This is a genomic window from Amycolatopsis aidingensis (genome assembly GCF_018885265.1).
Classification (GTDB): domain Bacteria; phylum Actinomycetota; class Actinomycetes; order Mycobacteriales; family Pseudonocardiaceae; genus Amycolatopsis; species Amycolatopsis aidingensis.
On record NZ_CP076538.1, the window covers coordinates 5419374 to 5441553 of the forward strand.

Here is a 22180-nt window from a genome sequence, read left to right on the forward strand (position 1 = left end):
GGGGTAGAGACTGTGGCCATGAGCGATCCCACCTCCCCGGTCCCCGCCGCGCCCGCACCAGACGACCCGCACCTCTGGCTGGAGGAGGTCACCGGCGAGCAGGCGCTCGGCTGGGTCCGGGAGCGCAACGCCGAGACCATCGAGGAGCTGACCGGTACCGAGTCCTTCGGCGCGCTGGAGCGCGAGATCCGCGAGGTGCTGGACGCCGACGACCGGATCCCGTACGTGCGGCGGCGCGGCGAGTACCTCTACAACTTCTGGCAGGACGCCACCCATCCGCGCGGGCTGTGGCGCCGCACCACCCCGGCGGAGTACCGCAAGACGGAACCGGACTGGGATGTGCTGCTGGACGTGGACGCGCTCGCCGAGCGGGAGGGCGAGAACTGGGTCTGGCAGGGCGCCACCGTGCTGCGGCCTGGGCTGCACCGGTGCCTGGTCGAGCTGTCCCGCGGCGGCGCCGACGCCACCGTGGTGCGCGAGTTCGACCTGGAGAGCCGCGCCTTCGTCGCGGGCGGTTTCGAGCTGCCGGAGGCCAAGAGCGCGGTCTCCTGGATCGACGAGGACCGCATCTACGTCGGTACCGACTTCGGCCCCGGCTCGCTGACCAGCTCCGGCTACCCCCGGCTGGTGAAGGAATGGCGCCGGGGCACCCCCCTGGAGCAGGCGAGCCTGGTCTACGAGGGCAAACCGGACGATGTCGCGGTGTACGGCCTGCACGACCCCACCGAGGGTTTCGAGCGGGACGTGATCGTGCGCAGCACCGACTTCCACCACTCGGAGCTGTACCTGCGCACGCCGGACGGCCCGGTGAAGCTGGACGTGCCGGACGATGCGAAGGCCTCGGTGCACCGGGAGTGGCTGCTGGTGCGGACCCGGTCGCCGTGGACGGTCGGCGGCACCGAGTACCCGGCGGGGGCGCTGCTCGCCGCCGACCTGGAGGCGTACCTCGCCGGTGGGCGCGAGCTGACTCTCCTGTTCGCACCGGACGCGCACACCTCGCTGGACTCCTACAGCTGGACCCGCAACCACCTGATCCTGGACACCCTTTCGGATGTGCAGACCCGGCTGCGGGTGCTCACCCCCGGCCCGGACGGCTGGCGGGACGAGCCACTGCCCGTACCGGCCAGTGCCGCGGCCACCATCAGCATCAGCGACACCGATCCGGACGCAAGCGACGAGTACCTGGTCAACGCGAGCGGGTTCACCGAGCCCTCCACCCTCGCGCTCGGGCAGGTCGGCGGTGAGCTGGAGATCATGAAGCGGGCGCCGGCCTTCTTCGACGGCTCGGCGCACACCGTGCGGCAGCATTTCGCCACCTCGGCGGACGGCACGCGCATCCCGTACTTCGTGGTCGGCAGGCAGGACGAGCGGCCTGCGCCGACGCTGCTCACCGCGTACGGCGGCTTCGAGCTCTCGCTCACCCCTCCTACAGCGGGGTCATCGGCCGCGGCTGGCTCGCCCGCGGCGGCACCTACGTGGTGGCCAACCTGCGCGGCGGCGGGGAGTACGGCCCGGAGTGGCACACCCAGGCGGTGCAGGCGAACCGGCACCGGGTGTACGAGGACTTCGCTGCGGTGGCCGCGGACCTCACCGCGCGCGGCATCACCACCCCCGAGCTGCTGGGCATCCAGGGCGGCAGCAACGGCGGACTGCTGATGGGCGTCATGCTCACCCACTACCCGGAGCTGTTCGCCGCTGTGGTCAGCCAGGTCCCGCTGCTGGACATGCGCCGCTACCACAAGCTGCTGGCCGGAGCCTCCTGGATGGCCGAGTACGGCGACCCGGACTCCGAGGCCGACTGGGCCTACCTGAGCGAGTACTCGCCGTACCAGAACGTGGAACCGGGACTGCCCTACCCGCCGGTGCTGTTCGTAACGTCCACAAGGGACGATCGGGTGCATCCGGCGCATGCCCGCAAGATGGTGGCGCGCATGCGCGAGTACGGCTACCGGGACGTGCGGTACTACGAGAACATCGAGGGTGGTCACGGCGCGGCCGCGGACAACGCTCAGCTGGCCTTCAAATGGGCGCTGATGTTCGAGTTCCTGTGGCGCACGCTCGGCACGGGTTCATAGCCGGGTTCCGCAGCAGGCCGCGGGCGCCGCGGCACCGGAGGTCTCCGCGGCCGCCTTCTTGATCTCGGCGAGGATCTCCGTGCGCCGCTCCGGTGAGAGGTAGCGGCCGCGGTTGACCACCGAGTGGATCCGTTGCGTGTTGCGGATGTCGGCGAGCGGGTCGTCCTCCAGCACCACGAGGTCGGCGACCTTGCCGGGTGCGACGGTGCCTGCCGTGTGCTCCCGGCCGAGGTAGCGGGCGGCGTCCCTGGTGGCCAGCTGTAGTGCGCGCATCGGGGACAACCCGGCGTCCACCAGCAGCGCCAGCTCGTCGTGCAACCCGAAACCGGGATAGCAGAACGGGTTGTTCGAGTCGGTGCCCGCGATCAGCTCCACCCCGGCCTGATCCAGGTCGCGCACCATCCGCTGCTGTGCGGCGAACAACCGGCGCAGGTTCTCGATCTCCTCCGGCGTCGAGGGTGCGGTGTGGCGCAGCTGTTCCAGCCAGTACCCGGCCGTGCCGGGCGGCAGGTACTCCAGTCGCGGGTCCTGCGGGTCGAACTCCTCGATCGGCAGGGACTGGGCGTGCAGCACGTTCAAGGTCGGTGACTGCCAGGTGCCGTTGCGGCGCAGGTGGCGGAAGAAGGCGGCGGCCCGGCGCGGGCTGTGGCTGGCCAGTGACTGCCGCTCCAGCTCGCGGGCCAGCCCCATCCACTTCCACGGCTGCTCCGGGTCCACCGGGACCGAGGTGAGCTCGCGGCGCAGCTCCTCCTCCCTGGAGGAGGTGGCGAAGAACATGCCGAACAGATGCTCGAAGCAGTCCAGGCCCGCGCTGCTCGCGCTCCACCCGGAGACCCGGTCCGGAACGTGACCCGCGAACGGCAACCCGAACCGCCGGGACTCGTCGGCGAGCGCGGCGAAAGGCTCGGGGTACAGGTAGGAGTACCCCTTGATGAAGTCCGCGCCCTTGTCCACGGCGGTAGGCACGGCCGCCCTGGCCTCGGCCGCGGTTTCCACGACGGCGGCGCCGCTGGGCTGGTGGATGGAATGCGGCCCGTCGATGATGGTGCTCGCGATGACCATCCGCGGCCCGAGCAGGGACCCTTCCTCGATCCGGTCCCGCATCTCGTGCAGGGCGGGTGAGAACCCGTACATCTCGCGGATGCCGGTGACCCCGTTGACCACGTACAGCGGCGGGTAGATCTCCGGGATCGGTGAGGTGTGCACATGCATGTCCCACAGCCCGGGGATGAGGTACTTACCGTGCAGGTGCACCACGGTGGCCCCGGCGGGCACGGCGGTGTGGTCCAGTGCCCCGGCGGCGACGATCCGGTCGCCTGCCAGCACCACGGTGGCGTCCCGGCGCGGTGGGCCGCCGGTGCCGTCGATCAGGGTGGCGCCGGTGAGCACGGTGATCCGCGGAGGGTCACCCGCGGCCTGACCGGACAGCAGCGGCAGCGCCCCGCCCGCCACGGCGAGACCGGCGCCGCCCCTGGCCAGCCAGCCGAGGAACTCCCTCCGGCTCGGACCCGCCGAATGGTCCACTGTAGACAATGATTGCCCCCTTGGTCGTCGATCGCGTCCGCATGGTGACACTAGAGGCTCCCCCTGCGGGAGGGTCAACCGCCGGCGCCCGCGTGCCCGGGGACTCAGGCCAGCCGCGCCAGCACGATCCCGCCCACGATCAGGCTCAGCGCGAGGACCCTGCCCAGGCTCAGCGGGTCCTTGTGCACCAGCACGCCGAAGACGACCGCGCCGACCACCCCGATCCCGGTGAACACCGCGTAGGCGGTGCCGACCGGAAGCTGGTTCATCGCCCTGGACAGCAGGTACACGGCCAGCACACCGAGTACGACGCACAGCAGCGTGGGCAGCGGCCGGGTGAAGTTCTCGGTCGGTTTGATGCTCTGCACCCAGGCGATCTCGACCGCACCGGCGAGTAGTAGCACCAGCCAGCTCATCGCGGCACGCCCGCGAGCAGTTCGGCCAGCACGCCGTCCAGTTCGGCGACCGCGGTGTCGTAGGACTCGCGCCGCTGCCCTGCCAGCCCGGCCAGTGCGGGGTCGACCAGTGAGTTGGTCAGCTCCGCATGGACGAAGGTCGCGTGCTCCACCCCGAAATGCCCGGCGAAGAAGTCCCGCAGGAACCGCTCGTGATGGTCGTAGGGCGCCCGGGGCGCGCCGGGACGGTAGCTACCACCTCGCGCGCCGACGACCACGAACCGCTTGCCGGGCAGCGACATCCGCGGAAAGGTCACCTGGTCCAGCCAGGCCTTGAGCGCGGCGGGTACGGAGAAGTTGTACATCGGGGCGCCGATCAGCACCACATCGGCCGCGAGCAGTTCGGTCAGCAGCGGCCGGAGCACGGCCCATGCCTGCCATTGGGCGGGGGTGCGCACCGCCTCCAGGTAGCGGGCCGGGTCGGTGATCCCGGCGCGGAGCAGGTCGTCGCAGATCTCGGTCCAGCCCTGGCCGATCGGTGGCACCGGTTCGCGGGCGAGGTCCCGGTAGGTGTACTCCCCGTCCGGGTCACCGGCCCGCCATGCGGCGGCGAACCGGCCGGTGAGCTCGCGGGAGAACGAGCCGCTCCGGGCGCTGGAGTCGAGGTGCAGCAGGTGGGCCATGGGCCTGTCCCCCAATCAACAAGTGGACACCGTGTCCAGTTAACTCGAACACTAGCGGCAAGTGGACGGAGTGTCCAGTTAGTCGGTTAGGCTGCCGGCATGAGCTCCGAACGGGCCGATGCCGCGCGCAACCGGGCGCGGGTACTGGCGGCCGCCGAGCGACTGTTCGCCGAGCGCGGCGCCGCGAACGTGACCATGGACGAGATCGCGAGGGAGGCGGGCGTCGGCAGGGGGACGCTGTACCGGCGGTACCCGGACCGGGCCGCCATCGCGGTCGCCCTGCTGGACGAGCACGAGCGGGCCCTGCAGGAGCAGTTGCTGCGCGGCGAGCCGCCGCTGGGACCGGGGGCACCCCCTGCCCAGCGCCTTGCCGCCTTCTACGCGGCCATGGTCGGCCTGCTGGACCGGCACGGCCACCTGGTGCTGGGCGCCGAGGTCGGGCACTCGCGGTTCGGCACCGGCGCCTACGGGTTCTGGCGGGCGCATGTCCGCGCGCTCGCCGTGCAGGGCGGCGCGCCGGACCCCGACGCGCTGGCCGATGTGCTGCTCGCCCCGCTGGCCCCGGAGCTGTTCCGGTATCAGCGCGAGCAGGCAGGCCTTGACCTGGACCGGATCACCGCCACCCTGCGCACCCTCGCCACCCGGCTGCTGTGAGTGTCAGGGGTGGCGGTGGTGGACGTACTCGGCGAAGGTGCGGCGGCCGCGGGGTCCGTGCTCGGCCAAGTGGGCACCCTCCCGGTAACCGCGGGCGATCGCGCCGGGCACGGGTACCGGCAACAGCGGGCGCCTGCGGCCGGTCCCGCGCAGGTAGGTCCGGGCCAGCTCGGCGAACGGCTGGATCTCGGGCCCGCCGAAGTCCGGCGCGCGCCCGGCCGCCCCGCCCTCGGCGAGGTCGGCAAGGCGACCGGCCACCTCCCCTGCCTCCACCGGCTGGCAGCGGAAACCGGCGGGCAGGGGCAGCACCGGCAGCCGGGCCGCCGTCCCGAGCAGCCGGTACACCAGGTCGTGGAACTGGGTGGCCCGCAGGACCGTCCACGGCAGGCCGGAACCCTCGAACACCCGCTCGGCCGCGAGCTTGTCTCGGTAGTACCCGAGCGGAATCCGGTCCACCCCGACGATCGAGATGTAGACCAGGTGCGGCGCACCCGCCGCCAGCGCGGCGGTGGTCAGCGTGCGGGCCAGCTGGACCTCCCCGCCCCGGAAGCTGGTCGCGCAGTGCACCACCGTGCGCACGCCGTCGAGTGCGGCTGCCAGCCCCGCCGCCGTGTCGTAGTTCACGGTCGCCCAGTCCGCCGCCGCGTCCGGGAAGCCGTCCGGCTCCGGGCGTGCGCCCCGCCCGGCCACCCGCACCTCGTGGTCGCGGTCGAGCAGTTCCCGCAGAACGGCCCGGCCGAGGACGCCGGTACCGCCAGTCACCAGGATCTTCGTCATACCGTGAGGACCGGGTAGGCCGCCCGAATGTGACATCCGGAGGGACACCTGTTCGGACGCGTACCGGGGCAAGGCACACTGTCCGGGTGGGAGGTAAGCAGAGCGCGGGAATTCTCCTGTTCCGCGGGACGGGTCCGGAGGCCGAGGTGCTCCTCGGGCATATGGGCGGCCCGTTCTGGGCGAAACGAGACGAGGGCGGATGGTCCATACCCAAGGGCGAGTGCGATCCGGAGGAGGATCCGCAGGCCGCGGCGGAGCGTGAGTTCCGCGAGGAGCTGGGGGTCCCGGTACCGGACGGCGAATGGGTCGCCCTCGGCAGTGCGCGGCAGTCCGGGAGCAAGACCGTGACCATCTGGGCGGTGCACAGCGACCTGGACCCGGATCTGGTGACCCCAGGGACCTTCGAGCTGGAGTGGCCGCGCGGCTCAGGGAACGTGCAGGAGTTCCCCGAGCTGGACCAGGTCGCCTGGTTCGGCCTCGCACAGGCGGAGGAGAAGCTGGCCAAGGGGCAGCGGGTCTTCCTGAACCGCCTGGCCGAGCAGCTCGCCTGACACCCACGGGACGCGGCAGGACCGGCGTAGGCCGCGGTCCTGCTAGGGCCACGGCCCCAGTTCCGGCAACGTGCCATCCGTAGCGGTGAGCGGGCCCGTGGTACGGCGGCCCGCCATCCAGGCCGCGAGGTCGCGCAGTTCGCCGCGCACCCCGACCTGACGGCCGCCGCCCCAGACCCACCGGTGCGCGCCGTCATCCGCGGCCAGCGTGAGCCGGATCCCCTCGGGCGCCCGCGGCGCCAGGAAGTCGATCAGGTGCGCGCAGAAGGCGTCGGTCCAGTCCTGCGGGCCGTAGTCCAGTGCGAGGTCCGCGGTGTGCACCTCGACCTCGCGCCACCAGCAGTAGGCCGTGTCCAGCAGCACCCCGTCCCGGTAGCGCACCGGGCGCCGCCAGTCCTCCGGGTTCGCGCGAGCCCAGGCGTCCTCCAGCCCGGCCGCCGTCCGCAGCACCTCGGTGCGCAACTCGGCGGCCGGCCGCCCGGAACCGGCCTCGATGGCCGCGTCGCGGCCCGCGCGGCCGCCGTCGTACACCTCGGCCAGCTCGCCAACGAAGGCCAGCTCGGCCTGGCGGGTGAGCGCCGTGGCGAGCTCGGCGAGATGGGTGAGCACATGGCCACGGGACCAGCCAGGCAGCGCGGATGCGGCCCGCGCCCCGGCATCGGTCAGCCCCTCCAGCATGGCGGCCAGCCTGGTGTGCCCGGCATGCACCTCGGCACGCAGTTCGGCGGGCGTCATGGCCACAGCAGCTCCTTCGTCCAGGTGGAGCCCGTCCGGGTGTAGCGCAGCCGGGTGTGCCTGCGCCGCGGGTCACCCTGCCAGAACTCCACCTCCTCGGCTGCCACGACGTACAGTGTCCAGTCCGGGGCCACCAGCTCCGGCTCCCGCGTGATCCGGTCCTCCGCCCACTCGAGTTCGGCGGCCAGCTCGGCCAGGTCGGCCAGTGGTTCGCTCTGCCTGGCCAGCAGCGCAACCGCCCTGGCTCCGGCCGAGCGGCCCAGGTAGTCCCGCGCGCTCACCTCGGCACCGGCGGGGTGAACCGGGCCCCGTACGCGCACCTGCCTGCCCAGCGCCGCCCAGTAGCCGGTGAGCGCGGCCCACGGGGTGTTCGCCAGTTCCTTGCCCTTACGCCCGGCCGAGGTGGAGGCGAACCACCAGCCCGTGGCGTCCACGTCCTTCAGGATCAGCACGCGGGCCGATGGCAGGCCACGCGGATCCACAGTGGACAGTGTCATGGCGTGCGGCTCGGCCACCCCGGCCTCGATCGCCTCGGTCAGCCAGCGCCCGAACAGCGCCACCGGCTCGGCGGGCGCGCGGCCGGGGTCGAAGCCGGGCAGGTCCCCGGCAAGCGAGGGCAGACCGCGCAGCAGCGCCCGCAGCCCACCCGCGTCCTGACTAATGGTTGGTGACTCTTGTGACATTAGGCGACCGTAGCCAGCTCGCTCACATGGGGTCAAGCAAGAAAACCATTAGGATCGGCCCGTGGAGCATCTGGCGCTGGAGCTGGCCGCGACGATCCGGCACGACGGCCAAGGTGGGGTCGCCGACGACCTGGCCACCCTGGCGGGGTTCACCGAGTGGGTCCGGCAGCGGACCGATCGCCTGGGGGAGGACATCTCGGATGCGGATGACGAGCCGACCTGGCAACGGGTACGGGACCTGCGGCGCGCGCTGCGCGCGCTGTTCGCCAGGGCGGTGCGGCCCGGACCACCGAGCACGGCCGACGCGGGCAGGTTGCCGGACCCGGACACGGCGCTGCGGGAGGTGAACGCGGCGGCAGCGGTGCCGAGGGCGCCGCAGCTCAGCTGGCCGGAGGGCGGTGCCCCACGGGTGTGGCACCGGACCGCGGAGACGGATCCGCGTACCCGGCTGGTCGCGGCGCTGGCCAGGGCGGCCATCGACTTCCTCGGCAGCGAGCAGGTGTCCCGGCTGCGGGCCTGCCCGGCGCCGCAGTGCGTGCGCTACTTCATCAAGGAACACCCCCGGCAGACCTGGTGTAAGCCCTCCTGCGGGAACCGGGCCAGGGTCAGCCGCTACTACCAGCGGCATCGGGAGTGATGCCTGATGGAGGGTGGCGCTTCATCCTGGCCGACCGGGTCACCCCGCACGCTGTCCACGTGGTCGGTCCCCAGCACGCTGACCATCGCGGCCATGACCGCCTGCTGGGGACTGCGGGCCGGGCGCAGCAGGCCGCGGCGCGGCGGGCATGAAGCTCGGGCCTGATGCCGGAACAGGTCCGGCATCAGGCCGTGCCGCGCCCGCGGATCAGCTGCAGCCGGAGGTGGCGCCGCAACCTTCGCAGGCGTAGCAGGATCCGGCTGGACGCATCTTCGTCCCGCAGGTCATGCACAACGGCGCGTCCGCGGCCTTGCCCATGTGCAGCTCGGCCAGCTCGGCGGTGGTGTGCGGCTCCCGCACGGTTTCCCGGTCCTCCTCGGCCGGGGCACTGCGCGGGGTGTCGGCATGCACACTGCCGCGCAGCTCGTCCAGGTCCACGTTCTCCTGGTCCCCGGTGCCGTTGCCGTACTCGGACTCCACCTGCGCGGACCGCTCACCGGCGGTGAAGATGCCCAGCTGGGCCCGCTTCTCGTAGGGCAGGTAGTCCAGCGCGAGCCTGCGGAACAGGTAGTCCAGCACGCTGGTGGCGATCCGGAGGTCCGGATCGTCGGTCATGCCTGCGGGCTCGAACCGGAGGTTGGCGAACTTGGCGACGTAGAACTCCAGTGGGATGCCGTACTGCAGACCGACCGAAATGGACATCGAGAAGGCATCCATCACCCCCGCCAGAGTGGAGCCCTGCTTGCCGAGCTTGACGAAGATCTCGCCGAGCCCGTCGTCAGGGTAGGAGCCCGCGGTCAGGTACCCTTCGGCCCCGCCGACGGTGAAGGACACCGTCTGGCTCGGCCGTTTTTTCGGCAGCCGCTTGCGGACCGGGCGGTACTCCACCACGGTCTCCGGTTCCCCGGCTTCCTCGTTCTTCTTCCCGGTGGAAAGTGGTTGGCCGACCTTGCAGTTGTCGCGGTAGATCGCGAGCGCCTTCAGGCCCAGCTTCCAGCCCTGGAAGTAGATCTTCTCGACGTCGGCGACGGTCGCCTGTTCCGGCATGTTCACCGTCTTGGAGATGGCCCCGGACAGGAATGGCTGCACCGCGGCCATCATCCGCACATGCCCCATCGGGGCGATGGAACGTTCGCCGACCGCGCAGTCGAACACGTCGTAGTGCTCGGGGCGCAGTCCCGGCGCGTCCACCACATGCCCGTGCTCGGCCACGTAGTCGACGATCGCCTCGACCTGCTCGCGCTGGTAGCCCATCGAGTTCAGGGCGCGCGGCACCGTCTGGTTCACGATCTGCATGGACCCGCCGCCGACCAGCTTCTTGAACTTCACCAGCGAGAAGTCCGGCTCGATCCCGGTGGTGTCGCAGTCCATCATGAATCCGATGGTGTTGTGACTGACGAAGCCACCCGCGACATACGTGACGTTGTCCGGGACGGACAAGTCGTAGGTGGGCTGGACGCCACCGTCCTCGTTGGAGGCCACCGCCTCGAACAGGTAGTTCAGCGCATGCGCCAACCGCTCGTCCCCGGTCTCACCGAGCAACTGCCGAGCGGTCATCCTGGCTACACCGCCGGTCGTGCGCAGGGAGGCCAGCACAGCGGCACGCCGCGGATGGCCGGTCGGCACGATCTCGTCCCATACCTCACGGGGGAGATACACCCGGTCTCGTTTGGCCGACGCCATCGGCTCGAGTGCCACCATCAATCGCGACTTGCGGTCGCTGATGAAACCGATGAGTTCGTCGAAGTTCAGCGCATGGTCGACATTACGCAGGCGCACCAGATGCAGCGCCCCACCCCAACCGCTCTCGGTCACCCGGGTGGTTGTCGCCAGCCCGAGCGGCAACAACATGCTACGAACGTCGTCGGCAAACGACTCGGAAGCGGTCGACAGGCTCGGCACTCCCTCTAGCACTGAGCCATCAGCCTCGAACAAACCACGCAGGAAGGCTGCGTACACCGCCCCGTCGTTGGTCTCGCGAATGGCGGCGGGCACACGCGGCGTCCATCCCTTACCGGTGTGATCCACGCCAGGGAGGTCTTTGGCGAACCCTGCCGCAGTCCACCACTTCGCGAGCCGGACCGACTGAATACTGACCTCGTGATAGCCGGCACGCGGGGTGATCGCTGGTTCAAGTCCGAACAGCTCCTTCGACAGCACGCTCAGCCGGGCGATCACATCCAGGTCTGTGTCGGCGACACAGAGCCGGATCCCCTTGGCATGCAGGCTACCGTCACCCATGAAGTAGCCGACCAGTTCGGCGAGGTGCTCATCGACGGCCTCGGGGACCTGGACGTTCCGGTCGCCGGCGTAGTTGGCCTGGTCCAAAACGGGCAACGAAACCCGCCGTGGTTCACCGACCAGACCGTTCAGCTGAATCGGTACGACATCCGATGCCTCGATGTCGGCGAGCCGCTTCCACACCCAGGCACCGGTAACCGGGTCGACGATCTTGACCCGATGGGCGAGTGTGCCCTGAATCCGGTAACCGCCGTCGGTCACGATGCGGCGCGTCGGTTCCTCACCATTGATGAAGAACCTCGTCGCCGAGCGAGGTCCATCGTCGGTCGAGACGGTCACGTCCAGGTCCTGCCACCGGTCACCGTAAGGGTCGCCCAGTTCCGAAAGCCGGGTCAGACCCCGATCGGTAGTCACCATCGTGTCGCCGGTCAGGCAGCCGGTCGGAGCCAATACGCTGGCCTGGGCGTTGCGCCAGCCGTGCTGGCCGCCGATCTCGATGCCCCGCTGCCACTCCTTGGTGGCAAGGTCGCGCACCGCGACGTCGTTGACATGCATCGTCCGGATCTCGTCGTTGGCCGCGGCGTGCTTGCGCATGATCCGCTGATGCGCCTTGGCATTGCGGGCATAACCCTCGTACGGCCCGACGGCGGCGGCCAGCTCGGCGGACCTCCGGTAGGACACGCCGGTCATCAGCGAGGTGATGGCCGCGGCCAGCGCGCGCCCGTCCGGGGAGTCATAGGCATGCCCGGTGGCCATCAGCAGCGCACCCAGGTTCGCGTAACCGATACCGAGCTGCCGGAACTTCCGGGTGGTGTCGCCGATCTCCTCGGTCGGGAAGTCCGCGAAGCAAATGGAGATGTCCATCGCGGTGATCACGAACTCCACGGCCCTTGCGAACAGCCCGGCGTCGAACGTGCCGTCCTCGCCGAGGAACTTCATCAGGTTCAGCGAGGCGAGGTTGCAGCTGGAGTTGTCCAGATGAAGGTATTCCGAGCAGGGATTGGATGCGGTGATCCGGCCGGATTCCGGGCAGGTGTGCCAGTCGTTGATCGTGTCGTCGTACTGCAGGCCGGGGTCGGCGCACTCCCATGCCGCCTTGGCCATCGAGCGGAACAGCGGTTTGGCTTCCACCTCCTCGACGACCTCACCGGTCAGCCGGGCGCGCAGGCCGAACTTTCCCTCCGCCTCCACGGCCCGCATGAACTCATCGGAGACCCGCACCGAGTTGTTCGCGTTCTGGTACTGCACCGAGCTGATGTCCGCGCCGCTGAGGTCCATGTCGAACCCGGCGTCGCGCAGCACGCGGATCTTCTTCTCCTCGCCGGCCTTGGTCTGGATGAACTCCTCGATATCGGGATGGTCCACATCGAGCACGACCATCTTGGCCGCGCGCCGGGTGGCGCCGCCCGACTTGATGGTGCCCGCGGAGGCGTCGGCGCCGCGCATGAAGGAGACCGGCCCGGACGCGGTGCCGCCGGAGGAAAGCAGTTCCCGCGAGGAGCGGATCCGGGAAAGGTTGAGGCCAGCGCCGGAACCCCCCTTGAAGATCAGCCCCTCCTCCCGGTACCAGTTGAGGATCGACTCCATGTTGTCGTCCACGGCGAGGATGAAGCAGGCGGACACCTGTTGCTTGGACGGCGTGCCGACGTTGAACCATACCGGCGAGTTGAAGCTGAACACCTGGTGCAGCAGCATCCAGGTCAGCTCGTGCTCGAAGATCTCGGCGTCGGCCTTGGTGGCGAAGTAGCCATGCCGGTTACCTGCGTCCACATAGGTCCGCACCACGCGGTCGATCAGCTGGCGCAGGCTGTGCTCGCGCTCCGGCGTGCCGAGCGCACCACGGAAATACTTGCTCGCCACGATGTTGGTGGCGTTGACCGACCAGGACTCGGGGAACTCCACACCGTACTGCTCGAAATTCACCGTGCCGTCGCGCCAGTTCGTCATCACGACGTCCCGGCGGGCCCAGGTCACCTCGTCGTAGGGGTGCACTCCCTCGGTGGTGAACACGCGCGCCAGGCTCAGCCCGCGCTTACGACGCTTTCCACCCTTGCCTGCGGCTTCCGTTTCGGCCCCGATGGTTTCCGTCATGTCTTCTCCCCGCTCCGCGCGCGCGACTCGCGCTGCTCTGTGTCCTCCGGCTCGCCGTCCTGCGGCGCGCTGTCCGATTCGGCCGAGCCGGCAATGGCCTCGCGTAGATCCGCGATTTCCTTTTCGAAGTCCTCGATCGAGGAGAAGGAGCGGTAGACACTCGCGAAGCGCAGGTACGCGACCCCGTCGAGTTCCCGGAGCGGACCCAGAATGGCCAGCCCGACCTCGTGGCTCGGAATCTCCGCGACCCCGGCCGAGCGGATCGACTCCTCCACCCGTTGCGCGAGCTGCTGCAACGCGTCATCGTCGACCGGACGGCCCTGGCAGGCGCGACGCACTCCCCGAACCACCTTGTCCCTGCTGAACTGTTCGGTGACCCCGGAGCGTTTGACCACGGCGAGCACCATGGTCTCCGAGGTCGTGAACCGGCGCCCACACTCGGAGCAGGAGCGACGGCGCCGGATGGCCTGCCCTTCGTCGACCTCCCTGGAGTCGACGACCCGGGAGTCGGCATGGCGGCAGAACGGGCATCGCATCCGCCCATCACCTTCCTCTCCGCGTCGGACTCACGACGGGCCGCACCGGACCGGCCATTCCGCCCGGCCCGTGGCCACCCGGTGGGCAACGCGTGCAGCTGTGGACAACTACTGCAATCCTACCCCAACCTATGGACCAACTACTAAGGTGTAACTACTACATGTAGGGGTTGACCTTAAGCCGACCCTCGCGGCCGCGCAACGGCAGAACGACAGATCCCACGACCAGGTGAGGCTACCCACCCGCCAGCCGACTGCCACCGACCTCATCGACCGAACTCACCTAGCCCGCCATCGGCGAGACCGGGTTGATAGGGCACGGCGAGCGGGGTCCCCGCCGGCACCGGCGCTCCGGTGAGCCCGTTCAGTTCCTGGATCCGCCGGATGACCGCACCGAGCTCACTGTCCGGGGCGAACCGGGCCGCGACGTCCCACAACGTCTCACCCGGAGCGACGGCCACCAGCGTGGTCTCCGTGGGCACCGGGGCCGCGCCACCCACCCCCTCGGCGAGCAGCCCGAGCCCGGCCACTCCGATTCCGGTGGCAATCGCCAGCGCGACCAGCCATGGCCACCGCCGCGGCACCCTGCGCGGTGCGCAATCGGCCACCGGCGGCATCCGGCGGCCCGCCACCACGCGGGTACGGGTCGGTGGCCGCCGCGACTCGCCGCGACGGCGCCGCGCGGGCACACCGGCGCGCACCGGGCGCGCACCGACCCGGCGGCCCGGCTCGACCCGGGCGCCACCGGGGGCGACGGGTTCGTCCAGGGGCAGTACATCGTCTCGGGGTACGTCGCCCCTGGCATCCTGGGCGGCAGCACCCACGGCACCTCCTGCACGGTCCACGACCAGCGACATCACGGCCTCCTCCGGCTCTCGGTCGAGAGCTCGACCAGATCGAACACTCGTTCTATCGAACGCCCGTGCGAATGTGTACCACCTGACACCGACAAAATCGAGTAGCCGGGATCGGGGCGTCGTGTCGGCCCAGCCGAGTGGAACCGTCCCGACCAGGGAACTCGAAGGGTGGAAAACACCTGAACGACACGGCGTGTCGGTCGAACAGGTGTTTGAAATCCCCCGCTCGGGGGCTAACGTCGGAGATCAGAACGGTGGGCCCACACCGAACGAACCGGAAGGCGGTGCCGCATGGCCGAGAACAAGCGTGGCAAGGGTGGCAAGCTCCGCCCGCTGCCGGAGGTAGCCCCTCCCATTCCCGACCTGACCGAGGATCCCGATGACAGCCTGACCGTACGCCAGCAGCAGGTGCTGGAGGTGATCAGGGCCTGGGTCGACCGCTTCGGCTACCCGCCGAGCGTACGGGAGATCGGCGAGGCTGTCGGGCTGAACTCCACCTCCTCGGTGTCGCACCAGCTCCGTGCGCTGCAGCGCAAGGGCTACCTGCGGCGCGACGCCAACCGGCCGCGCGCGGTCGGCGTGCTCACCGCGCATGCGGACCCGGCGGGCGTGGTGCCGGTGGCACCCGCGCCCGCGGATGCCGAGCAACTGCCGCAGCCCGCGTTCGTGCCGCTGGTCGGGCGCATCGCGGCTGGTGGTCCGGTGCTGGCCGAGCAGGCCATCGAGGATGTCTTCCCGCTGCCGAAGGACATCGTCGGCGAGGGCGAGGTGTTCCTGCTCAGCGTCACCGGTGACTCGATGATCGACGCCGCGATCACGGATGGCGACTGGGTGGTGGTCCGGCAGCAGCCGACCGCGAACAACGGCGAGATCGTGGCCGCGATGATCGAGGGCGAGGCCACGGTCAAGACGTTCAAGCGCACGGATGAGCACGCCTGGCTGATCCCGCAGAACGAGGCCTACGAGCCGATCCCGGCCGATGACGCGACCATCCTGGGCAAGGTGGTGGCGGTGTTGCGCCGACTGTGAGCACGGACCGCCGGCGGTGACTCAGCGCCAGCGACGGCTCAGCGGCGGCGGAGCTTGTCGATGCCGAACACGAGGGCCAGTGCCACCGCGAGCGCCACGGCGACGGCGGGCAGGGTGGGCAGTCCCTCCTCGGCGTCAGGGTCCTGCTCAGCGGCCTCGGCTTCCGCGGCGGGTGCGGCGGCCGCGGTCCCGGCCGTACCGGCGGCGCCAGGGTCGGCATCGCGGGCGGTGACCAGTGCACTCGCACCGGACACGGCCTGCACCGGCTGACCGACACCCTCGCTCGCGGAGAGCAGGCTGCCCTCCGGGTCGAAGGCGATCGCCTCGCCCTGCCGTTGTTCCGGCAGCGGTATCCGCAGCGGCTCCCGCCGCAGGGCGGCGAGCACGTCGCCGTCCGGTGCCGGGTAGAGGTAGGCGTCGGTATAGGTGCGCAGGGCGTACACCGTCCCGTCCACACTCGCCGCCGCCCCCGTGACCAGGGTCGAGCCCATCGCGCCCACCGGTCCGCCCGGTGTGTCGGTGCCCTCGATCCGCAACGAGCCGACGTGCTCCAGCTTGGTGGGACCCGGGCTGGCGAGTTCTCCGGACGGCCGGTAGACCTCGGCCTTGCCCAGCACGTGCTTGGTGATCACGTGCGGGGTACCGGCGCGATCCAGCAGCAGGGCCTCGGCGTCGTGCTGCCCATCCGGGTAGGTCAGCCGGTACAGGGTGGCGCCACCCTCCGGCGAGACCGCGTGCAGCGCGATCGTCTCCCTGCGCTTGTCGTTGTCCCCGGTGTCGGACAGCCACAAGGTGCCATCGGCCGCGCGCGCCATGTCCTCGACGTCGAAGGGGTCGGTCGGGTCGGTGATCACCCGCTGTACCCGGCAGTCATGGCCGAGCACGAACACCTCGATCCGGGTGCCGCCGTCGTTGACGGCGTACCAGTGGTCCTGGTCGGCGGCCAGCCCGGACAGCTCGGCCAGCCGCTGGTCCCGGATCGTGCACAGGGTCTCGGTCCCCGGCACCGCCGCCGTCGCGGCGGGCGTGAACATCATCGTGCCGATGCCCACCGCCATCGCACCCACCATCGCGCCAAGCCGCCCGTGCCGTTCCACGGGCATCACCGTACTCATCACGGGCGCCGAGCCGGTGCGGACCCGCGGGCACGGCCGTGGGTTATCCCGGTACGCCGCCCGCCTCGTACTCCCGCAGCGCCGCGGCCAGGTCGGGGTGCACCCTGGCCCGCAACCTGGTGCCCTCGGGCGTGTGCTCCTCGGCGAGCACCTCACCATCGGCGTGTGCGCGGGCCACCAGCTCGCCACGCGCGTACGGCACGACCACATCCACCATCGCCTCGGGCCGGGGCAGCCGGTCGGCGACAGCCTCGACCAGGGCCTCGATACCCAGTCCGGAGCGGGCGGAGACGATCAGCGCGCCTGGGAGCTGATGCCGCAGCCTGGCCAGGGTGAGCTGGTCGGCCGCATCCGCCTTGTTGATCACCAGCAGTTCCGGGGGCAACGGCTCCACCCGGCTGGCGGTGATCTCGCCGAGCACCGCACGCACGGCGTTCACCTGCTCCTCAGGGGCCGGGTCCGAGCCGTCCACCACATGCAGCAGCAGGTCGGCGTCGGCCGCCTCCTCCAGCGTGGAGCGGAAGGCGTCCACCAGCTGGTGTGGCAGGTGCCGGACGAAGCCGACCGTGTCGGTCAGCGTGTAGGTGCGCCCGTCCGGCGTCGCCGCCTTGCGGGTGGTCGGGTCCAGGGTGGCGAACAACGCGTCCTCCACCAGCACGCCGGCGCCGGTGATCGCGTTCAGCAGGCTCGACTTGCCCGCGTTGGTGTACCCGACGATGGCGACGCTTGGCACCTCGTTGGCCAGCCGCCTGCCGCGCTTGGTCTCCCTGATGGTGTCCATCGAGGCGATCTCGCGGCGCAGCTTGGCCACCCGTTTGTTGATCCGCCTGCGGTCGGTCTCCAGCTTCGTCTCACCTGGTCCGCGCAGGCCCACGCCGCCGTTGCCGCCACCGGCGCGGCCACCGGCCTGCCGGGACAGCGAGGTACCCCAGCCGCGCAGGCGCGGGATCAGGTACTGCAGCTGGGCCAGCTCGACCTGCGCCTTGCCCTCACGGGAACGCGCGTGCTGGGCGAAGATGTCCAGGATCAGGGCGGTCCGGTCGATCACCTTGACCTTGAGCTTCGCCTCGAGCTGCCGCAGCTGGCCGGGGGAGAGCTCACCGTCGCAGATCACCGTGTCCGCCCCGGTGGACAGCACCACATCCGCCAGCTCGCGCACCTTGCCCGAGCCGACGTAGGTAGCCGGGTCCGGCCGGTTCCGGCGCTGCACCAAGCCTTCGAGTACCTCCGAGCCCGCGGTCTCGGCCAGCCTGGCCAGTTCGGCGAGGGAGGCCTCCGACTGCGCGGCGGTGCCCTCGGTCCATACCCCCACGAGCACGACTCGCTCCAGTTGGAGTTTGCGGTACTCGACTTCGGTGACGTCGTCGAGTTCGGTGGAGAGCCCGGCGACACGGCGCAGCGAAGCGCGATCCTCGAGTTCCAGCTCGCCTGCGGACGGCTCGCTCTCGGACAGGTCTCTGTGTGTCAGTTCCGTCATCGTGCTTTCATCGTCCCACGATTTCCGGGAATCGCCGAGCCAGTTATTGCGCCGGACACCGAACGGCCACGGGAATGTCACGTAGCGTGACCATGAAGGGCGGCGAGGGCCCGCTCAGTGCGCGGCCCACCACGCCTCGTCCAGCTCTCCCCTGGCGACCATCTCGGCTGGCCCGGTGAGCGTCGCGACCCCGGTCTCGACGGCCACCTCGACCACCCCGCCGGGTACCTCGACCGTGCAGCGCCCGGTATCGGTGCCGCGCAGGTGCAGGGCCGCCGCCACCACGGCCACGGTCCCGGTGCCGCAGGACCGGGTCTCGCCCACACCACGCTCGTACACCCGCATCCGCAGCATGCCCTCGCCCACCGAGTTGACGAACTCCAGGTTCACCCCTTCGGGGAAGAAGTCCCGGTCGAACACCGGTTGCTCGCGCAGGTCCAGCCCGGCGACCTCGGTGTCCATGAACGACACCAGATGCGGGTTCCCGACATCCACCGCGACACCGGAGAACTCGTTGTCGCCGACCGCGGTGACCGAACTGCCCACGATCCGCGACTCTCCCATATGGACGGTAACCGACCGGTCCGGGTGCACCAGCACCCGCCGGTCGCCTGCCCTGCTGCCCACCACGAACTCGGTCGCGGTGACCAGCCCGGCGTCCACCAGGTAGCGCGCGAACACCCGCACGCCGTTGCCACACATCTCGGCGAGGGAACCATCGGCGTTGCGGTAGTCCATGAACCACTCCCCCGCGGACTCCACACCCAGCGCCGCGGGACGGGTCACCCTGAGCACGCCATCGGCACCGAGTCCCTGCCTGCGGTCACACAGCGCCGCGACCCGCGTCGGCGTCAGGTCCAACCGTCCGGCCGCGTCCGGCAGCACCACGAAGTCGTTCTGCGTGCCATGCCCTTTGCGGAACTCGATGCCACCCATGCGAACAGATTACGGGCCGAGCGCCGCGCGCACCCGCTCGGCCAGGTCCGGTTCCGCCCCGTCGAACCAGTGGATCCGCCGGTCCCGCCGGAACCAGGAACGCTGCTTGCGCACGAACCGCCGGGTGGCGGTCACCGTCGCCGCGGCAGCGGCCGCGAAGTCACCCTCCCCGTCCAGCTCGGCCAGTACCTGCTGGTACCCGAGCGCCCTGGAGGCCGTGCGACCGGACCGCAGCCCCCGCGCCTCCAGCGTGCGCACCTCGGCCACGAGACCCTGCTCGAACATCCGCCGCACCCGCTGCTCCACCCGGTTGTCCAGCTCGGTCACGCCCCGGTCGACGCCGATCATGCGGGTGCCGTACCGGGGCTCCCCCGGGCGGGGGAGATTCGCGGAGAAGGGTCGGCCGGTGAGTTCGATGACCTCCAGCGCTCGCACGACCCGGCGAATGTTGGAAGGCAGGATGGCGGCCGCCGCGTCCGGGTCCAGCCGGGCCAGCCTTTCGTGCAGCACCCCGGCGCCGGCCTCGGCAGCCTCGGCCTCCAGTGCGGCGCGTACCTCCGGGTCGGTGCCGGGGAACCGCAGGTCGTCGAGGACGGCCTGGATGTACAGCCCGGAGCCGCCGACCAGCACCGGCACCCTGTCCGCGGCCAGCAGCCGCTCGATCTCGGCGCGGGCCTGCCGCTGGTAGGCGGCCACCGAGGCGGTCTCGGTCACCTCCAGCACGTCCAGCAGGTGGTGTGGCACTCCGCGGCGTTCCAGCGGGGTGGCCTTGGCGGTGCCGATGTCCATCCCCCGGTACAGCTGCATGGCGTCGGCGTTGATCACCTCCCCGCCGAGGTCGAGCGCGAGCCGCACGCCGAGGTCGGTCTTGCCGGTCGCGGTGGGCCCCACGACGGCGATCGGGCGGCTCATCGGCGCTCCCAGGTGGCCACGTGGTAGCCCACCCCGAACGGGGCGCCGGAGTAGAGCAGCTCGCTCCGCCACCGCGCGCCCTCTGCGAAGGCGGCGAGCACCTGCCATGGCACCCTGCCCTGGGCACCCAGCTCGGCGGCAAGGCCGGGGTCGATCGCGAGCAGGGTCGCGATGTCCGCCGTGCCGAGTGCGCGGGCCGCTACCTCGTCGAAACCGGCGGCCCGATCGTCCTGGCCACCGGGTGAACGTGGCCCGTGCCGGTGGGAACCGTCGCCGAGCACCAGCAGCCCGAGTTCCCCTTCCGCCTCGGCCAGCCGGGCCAGCTCGGCGCCGGCCCGCGCGCAGTCCTCGGCCCCGGCGTCGGCGGCCAGCAGCCGCACCTCGACCGCGGTGGCCGCCGCCCGCTCCCGCAGCCACCCGGCGATCAGCGCGGGCAGCGGCAACTCGGCAGGGTCCTCCTCGGCGACGTCGGAAAGCGCCACCCGCACATCGACCCCGTAGCCGCCGAACCGGCCGCGCGCACCGGGCCGCACGGTCGTCGGCGTGGTCACGGCCGGGTCAGCGCCGATCGCGACCCAGTGCCGGGCCCGCTCGGCGAGGAAGCCTGCCGCGGCGAGGCAGGCCGTACGCACCGGAGCGGTCGATTCCACCGAACCGGGCACCAGTTCGGGTACCAAGAGGGGAGGATGGGGTACCACGACAGCACGCGCGATCACGCTCGCCGACGTTACCCGGCGGCTCGACCGGCACACTGGACGACGGCGGGAACTCCGTTCGGAGTACCGCGAACGGCACTGACCTGTTTGAATGCCGCCAGGGACTGCTCGTCCCGCGGCACGATGACAGAGCGCATGCAGGACCCGGCCCCACAGGTGTGGGGCGCCCGCCCCGGCGGGCCGACAGGCAAGAAGGAGCCGGCCATGGCCGATCACAACACACCCGAGGGCACGGGAGTCCCGGCACCACATCAGGTGCCCCGTTCAGCCGCCGGGACAGGGCCCGCCGCGCCCACGGTGCCGCCTGCGGAGCCGAGCCCGGCTCGCTGGGGCCGGATCGACGACGAGGGCAAGGTGTACCTGCACGACCAGGACGGCGAGCGGGTGATCGGCGTCTGGCAGGCGGGCACCGCCGAGGAGGGCCTGCTGCACTTCGCCCGCCGGTTCGACGACCTGCGGACCGAGGTGGAGCTGCTGGAGACCAGGCTGTCCTCCGGCGCCGGTGACCCCAAGCAGGCGCTGACCAGCGCCACCCAGCTGCGGGACGGGCTGCCGGACGCTGCCGTGGTCGGGGACATCGCCTCGCTGCGGGCGCTGATCGAGCACGTGATCACGCACGCGGAGCGCGCGCAGGCCGCGGCGAAGGAGGAGCGCGAGCAGGCGCGGGCCGAGGCGGTAGCCCGTAAGCAGGCACTGGCCGAGGAGGCCGAGCAGATCGCGGCCGAGTCCACCCAGTGGAAGTCGGCCGGGGACCGGCTGCGGACGATCCTGGACGAGTGGAAGACCATCAAGGGCGTCGACCGCAAGACCGACGACGAGCTGTGGAAGCGGTTCTCCAAGGCGCGGGAGTCGTTCAACCGGCGACGGGGTTCGCACTTCGCCGAGCTGGACAAGCAGCGGGCCGCGGCCAAGGCCCGCAAGGAGGAGCTGATCGCCGAGGCGGAGTCGCTTTCCGACTCCGAGGACTGGGGCCCCACCGCCGGGCGGTACAAGGAGCTGATGGCCGAGTGGAAGGCGGCCGGGCGCGCCCCCAAGGACAGTGACGAGGCGCTCTGGCAGCGGTTCCGCGCCGCGCAGGACAAGTTCTTCGCCCGCAGGTCGGCGGTGTTCTCCGAGCGGGACGCCGAGTTCGCCGCGAACGCCACGCGGAAGGAGGAGCTGCTCGCCGAGGCCGAGAAGATCGACCCCGCGGCGAACCTGGACAGCGCCAAGGCCCAGCTGCGCAAGATCCAGGACGCCTGGGACGAGATCGGGAAGGTGCCGCGGGAACGCATCCGCGAGCTGGACGGCAGGCTCAAGGCCGTGCAGGACCGGGTGCGGGGTGCCGAGGACAGCAAGTGGCGGCGCACCGACCCGGAGGCGCAGGCCCGCGCCGCCCAGTTCCGCGAGCGAGTGGAGCAGTTCGAGTCGCAGGCGGCGAAGGCGCGGGCGAACGGCGACGAGCGCAGGGCGAAGAAGGCCGAGGAACAGGCCGCCCAATGGCGGGAGTGGATGGAGGCCGCCGAGAGGGCCGTCGCCGACCGCTGACGACAACTGCTGCGAGTGGCCCTCCCACC

General features: G+C 70.8%; 20 protein-coding genes and 1 pseudogene. 7 read left to right on the forward strand and 14 right to left on the reverse strand.

The window, feature by feature from the left end; all coding sequences use genetic code 11:
- Positions 1 to 18 precede the first annotated feature (18 nt).
- Positions 19 to 2075, forward strand: a pseudogene (locus KOI47_RS24625) (prolyl oligopeptidase family serine peptidase).
- Here the strand turns inward: KOI47_RS24625 and KOI47_RS24630 are convergent.
- The 3 genes from KOI47_RS24630 to KOI47_RS24640 all read right to left on the reverse strand — a co-directional run bounded on the left by KOI47_RS24630 (position 2070) and on the right by KOI47_RS24640 (position 4677).
- Positions 2070 to 3599: an amidohydrolase family protein gene (locus KOI47_RS24630; protein WP_216208002.1), complete on the reverse strand. Its 1530-nt coding sequence runs from the start codon at positions 3597 to 3599 to the stop codon at positions 2070 to 2072. The pseudogene KOI47_RS24625 and the gene KOI47_RS24630 overlap by 6 nt on opposite strands.
- Positions 3600 to 3703: 104 nt before the next feature.
- Positions 3704 to 4015: a DMT family transporter gene (locus KOI47_RS24635; protein WP_216208005.1), complete on the reverse strand. Its 312-nt coding sequence runs from the start codon at positions 4013 to 4015 to the stop codon at positions 3704 to 3706.
- Positions 4012 to 4677 carry an FMN-dependent NADH-azoreductase gene (locus tag KOI47_RS24640; protein WP_216208009.1) on the reverse strand — a complete coding sequence of 222 codons (666 nt, stop codon included), beginning with the start codon at positions 4675 to 4677 and terminating at the stop codon, positions 4012 to 4014. Before KOI47_RS24640 ends, KOI47_RS24635 begins: the two co-directional genes overlap by 4 nt.
- A gap of 99 nt (positions 4678 to 4776) precedes the next feature.
- Between KOI47_RS24640 and KOI47_RS24645 the strand changes: the two genes are divergently transcribed.
- A complete protein-coding gene (locus tag KOI47_RS24645) occupies positions 4777 to 5331 on the forward strand; it encodes a TetR/AcrR family transcriptional regulator (RefSeq protein WP_216208012.1) in 555 nt (184 codons plus the stop codon).
- 3 nt (positions 5332 to 5334) lie between these two features.
- On the opposite strand, the gene KOI47_RS24650 is transcribed toward KOI47_RS24645, so the two are convergent.
- Positions 5335 to 6108, reverse strand: coding sequence for an SDR family oxidoreductase (locus KOI47_RS24650; protein WP_216208015.1), 774 nt, complete (start codon positions 6106 to 6108; stop codon positions 5335 to 5337).
- 86 nt (positions 6109 to 6194) lie between these two features.
- Here KOI47_RS24650 and KOI47_RS24655 point away from each other — a divergent pair, with 86 nt between their 5' ends.
- Positions 6195 to 6659 (forward strand): NUDIX domain-containing protein, encoded by a 465-nt coding sequence (locus tag KOI47_RS24655; RefSeq protein ID WP_216208018.1) that lies wholly within the window; start codon positions 6195 to 6197, stop codon positions 6657 to 6659.
- Positions 6660 to 6701: 42 nt separating this feature from the next.
- Here KOI47_RS24655 and KOI47_RS24660 read toward each other — a convergent pair whose 3' ends face one another.
- Entirely contained in the window at positions 6702 to 7394 is a 693-nt protein-coding gene (locus KOI47_RS24660) for a maleylpyruvate isomerase family mycothiol-dependent enzyme (RefSeq protein ID WP_232376224.1), read from the reverse strand.
- The gene (locus KOI47_RS24665) at positions 7391 to 8077 is read right to left on the reverse strand and encodes a pyridoxine/pyridoxamine 5'-phosphate oxidase (protein WP_216208025.1); all 687 of its coding nucleotides are present in this window, start codon (positions 8075 to 8077) and stop codon (positions 7391 to 7393) included. Before KOI47_RS24665 ends, KOI47_RS24660 begins: the two co-directional genes overlap by 4 nt.
- A gap of 61 nt (positions 8078 to 8138) precedes the next feature.
- Between KOI47_RS24665 and KOI47_RS24670 the strand changes: the two genes are divergently transcribed.
- Positions 8139 to 8714, forward strand: coding sequence for a CGNR zinc finger domain-containing protein (locus KOI47_RS24670; protein WP_232376225.1), 576 nt, complete (start codon positions 8139 to 8141; stop codon positions 8712 to 8714).
- Positions 8714 to 8866 carry a hypothetical protein gene (locus KOI47_RS24675; protein ID WP_216208028.1) on the forward strand — a complete coding sequence of 51 codons (153 nt, stop codon included), beginning with the start codon at positions 8714 to 8716 and terminating at the stop codon, positions 8864 to 8866. The genes KOI47_RS24670 and KOI47_RS24675 overlap by 1 nt, the downstream gene beginning before the upstream one ends.
- Positions 8867 to 8921: 55 nt before the next feature.
- Here KOI47_RS24675 and KOI47_RS35865 read toward each other — a convergent pair whose 3' ends face one another.
- The 3 genes from KOI47_RS35865 to KOI47_RS35870 all read right to left on the reverse strand — a co-directional run bounded on the left by KOI47_RS35865 (position 8922) and on the right by KOI47_RS35870 (position 14406).
- Positions 8922 to 13046, reverse strand: a complete 4125-nt coding sequence (locus KOI47_RS35865) for a vitamin B12-dependent ribonucleotide reductase (RefSeq protein WP_232376226.1) — start codon at positions 13044 to 13046, stop codon at positions 8922 to 8924.
- Positions 13043 to 13582: a transcriptional regulator NrdR gene (gene nrdR, locus KOI47_RS24700; RefSeq protein WP_232376227.1), complete on the reverse strand. Its 540-nt coding sequence runs from the start codon at positions 13580 to 13582 to the stop codon at positions 13043 to 13045. The genes KOI47_RS35865 and nrdR overlap by 4 nt, the downstream gene beginning before the upstream one ends.
- Before the next feature lie 266 nt (positions 13583 to 13848).
- The gene (locus KOI47_RS35870; protein WP_232376228.1) at positions 13849 to 14406 is read right to left on the reverse strand and encodes a LysM peptidoglycan-binding domain-containing protein; all 558 of its coding nucleotides are present in this window, start codon (positions 14404 to 14406) and stop codon (positions 13849 to 13851) included.
- Between the two features lie 324 nt (positions 14407 to 14730).
- Here KOI47_RS35870 and lexA point away from each other — a divergent pair, with 324 nt between their 5' ends.
- Entirely contained in the window at positions 14731 to 15468 is a 738-nt protein-coding gene (gene lexA, locus KOI47_RS24710; RefSeq protein ID WP_216208031.1) for a transcriptional repressor LexA, read from the forward strand.
- A gap of 38 nt (positions 15469 to 15506) precedes the next feature.
- Here lexA and KOI47_RS24715 read toward each other — a convergent pair whose 3' ends face one another.
- From KOI47_RS24715 to KOI47_RS24735, 5 genes are all read right to left on the reverse strand, one after another.
- Positions 15507 to 16571, reverse strand: coding sequence for a hypothetical protein (locus KOI47_RS24715; RefSeq protein ID WP_408629847.1), 1065 nt, complete (start codon positions 16569 to 16571; stop codon positions 15507 to 15509).
- Positions 16572 to 16626: 55 nt separating this feature from the next.
- Positions 16627 to 18060 (reverse strand): GTPase HflX, encoded by a 1434-nt coding sequence (hflX, locus tag KOI47_RS24720; protein ID WP_216208034.1) that lies wholly within the window; start codon positions 18058 to 18060, stop codon positions 16627 to 16629.
- Between the two features lie 114 nt (positions 18061 to 18174).
- Positions 18175 to 18996: a diaminopimelate epimerase gene (gene dapF / locus KOI47_RS24725; RefSeq protein ID WP_216208036.1), complete on the reverse strand. Its 822-nt coding sequence runs from the start codon at positions 18994 to 18996 to the stop codon at positions 18175 to 18177.
- Positions 18997 to 19005: 9 nt separating this feature from the next.
- Positions 19006 to 19908: a tRNA (adenosine(37)-N6)-dimethylallyltransferase MiaA gene (miaA, locus tag KOI47_RS24730; protein WP_216208039.1), complete on the reverse strand. Its 903-nt coding sequence runs from the start codon at positions 19906 to 19908 to the stop codon at positions 19006 to 19008.
- Entirely contained in the window at positions 19905 to 20624 is a 720-nt protein-coding gene (locus KOI47_RS24735; RefSeq protein WP_216208043.1) for a class III extradiol dioxygenase subunit B-like domain-containing protein, read from the reverse strand. Before KOI47_RS24735 ends, miaA begins: the two co-directional genes overlap by 4 nt.
- Positions 20625 to 20828: 204 nt before the next feature.
- Here KOI47_RS24735 and KOI47_RS24740 point away from each other — a divergent pair, with 204 nt between their 5' ends.
- Positions 20829 to 22151 carry a DUF349 domain-containing protein gene (locus tag KOI47_RS24740; protein ID WP_216208047.1) on the forward strand — a complete coding sequence of 441 codons (1323 nt, stop codon included), beginning with the start codon at positions 20829 to 20831 and terminating at the stop codon, positions 22149 to 22151.
- Positions 22152 to 22180 lie beyond the last annotated feature (29 nt).

Bases quoted from the DNA above. Each gene is read 5' to 3' on its own strand.
- KOI47_RS24660 (WP_232376224.1), bottom strand. From the start codon at position 7,394: ATGACGCCCGCCGAACTGCGTGCCGAGGTGCATGCCGGGCACACCAGG.
- KOI47_RS24650 (WP_216208015.1), bottom strand. From the start codon at position 6,108: ATGACGAAGATCCTGGTGACTGGCGGTACCGGCGTCCTCGGCCGGGCC.
- KOI47_RS35865 (WP_232376226.1), bottom strand. From the start codon at position 13,046: ATGACGGAAACCATCGGGGCCGAAACGGAAGCCGCAGGCAAGGGTGGA.
- KOI47_RS24715 (WP_408629847.1), bottom strand. From the start codon at position 16,571: ATGCCCGTGGAACGGCACGGGCGGCTTGGCGCGATGGTGGGTGCGATG.
- miaA (WP_216208039.1), bottom strand. From the start codon at position 19,908: ATGAGCCGCCCGATCGCCGTCGTGGGGCCCACCGCGACCGGCAAGACC.
- KOI47_RS24675 (WP_216208028.1), top strand. From the start codon at position 8,714: ATGCCTGATGGAGGGTGGCGCTTCATCCTGGCCGACCGGGTCACCCCG.
- KOI47_RS24740 (WP_216208047.1), top strand. From the start codon at position 20,829: ATGGCCGATCACAACACACCCGAGGGCACGGGAGTCCCGGCACCACAT.
- hflX (WP_216208034.1), bottom strand. From the start codon at position 18,060: ATGACGGAACTGACACACAGAGACCTGTCCGAGAGCGAGCCGTCCGCA.
- nrdR (WP_232376227.1), bottom strand. From the start codon at position 13,582: ATGCGATGCCCGTTCTGCCGCCATGCCGACTCCCGGGTCGTCGACTCC.
- KOI47_RS24665 (WP_216208025.1), bottom strand. From the start codon at position 8,077: ATGTCACAAGAGTCACCAACCATTAGTCAGGACGCGGGTGGGCTGCGG.
- dapF (WP_216208036.1), bottom strand. From the start codon at position 18,996: ATGGGTGGCATCGAGTTCCGCAAAGGGCATGGCACGCAGAACGACTTC.
- KOI47_RS24635 (WP_216208005.1), bottom strand. From the start codon at position 4,015: ATGAGCTGGCTGGTGCTACTACTCGCCGGTGCGGTCGAGATCGCCTGG.
- lexA (WP_216208031.1), top strand. From the start codon at position 14,731: ATGGCCGAGAACAAGCGTGGCAAGGGTGGCAAGCTCCGCCCGCTGCCG.
- KOI47_RS24640 (WP_216208009.1), bottom strand. From the start codon at position 4,677: ATGGCCCACCTGCTGCACCTCGACTCCAGCGCCCGGAGCGGCTCGTTC.
- KOI47_RS24645 (WP_216208012.1), top strand. From the start codon at position 4,777: ATGAGCTCCGAACGGGCCGATGCCGCGCGCAACCGGGCGCGGGTACTG.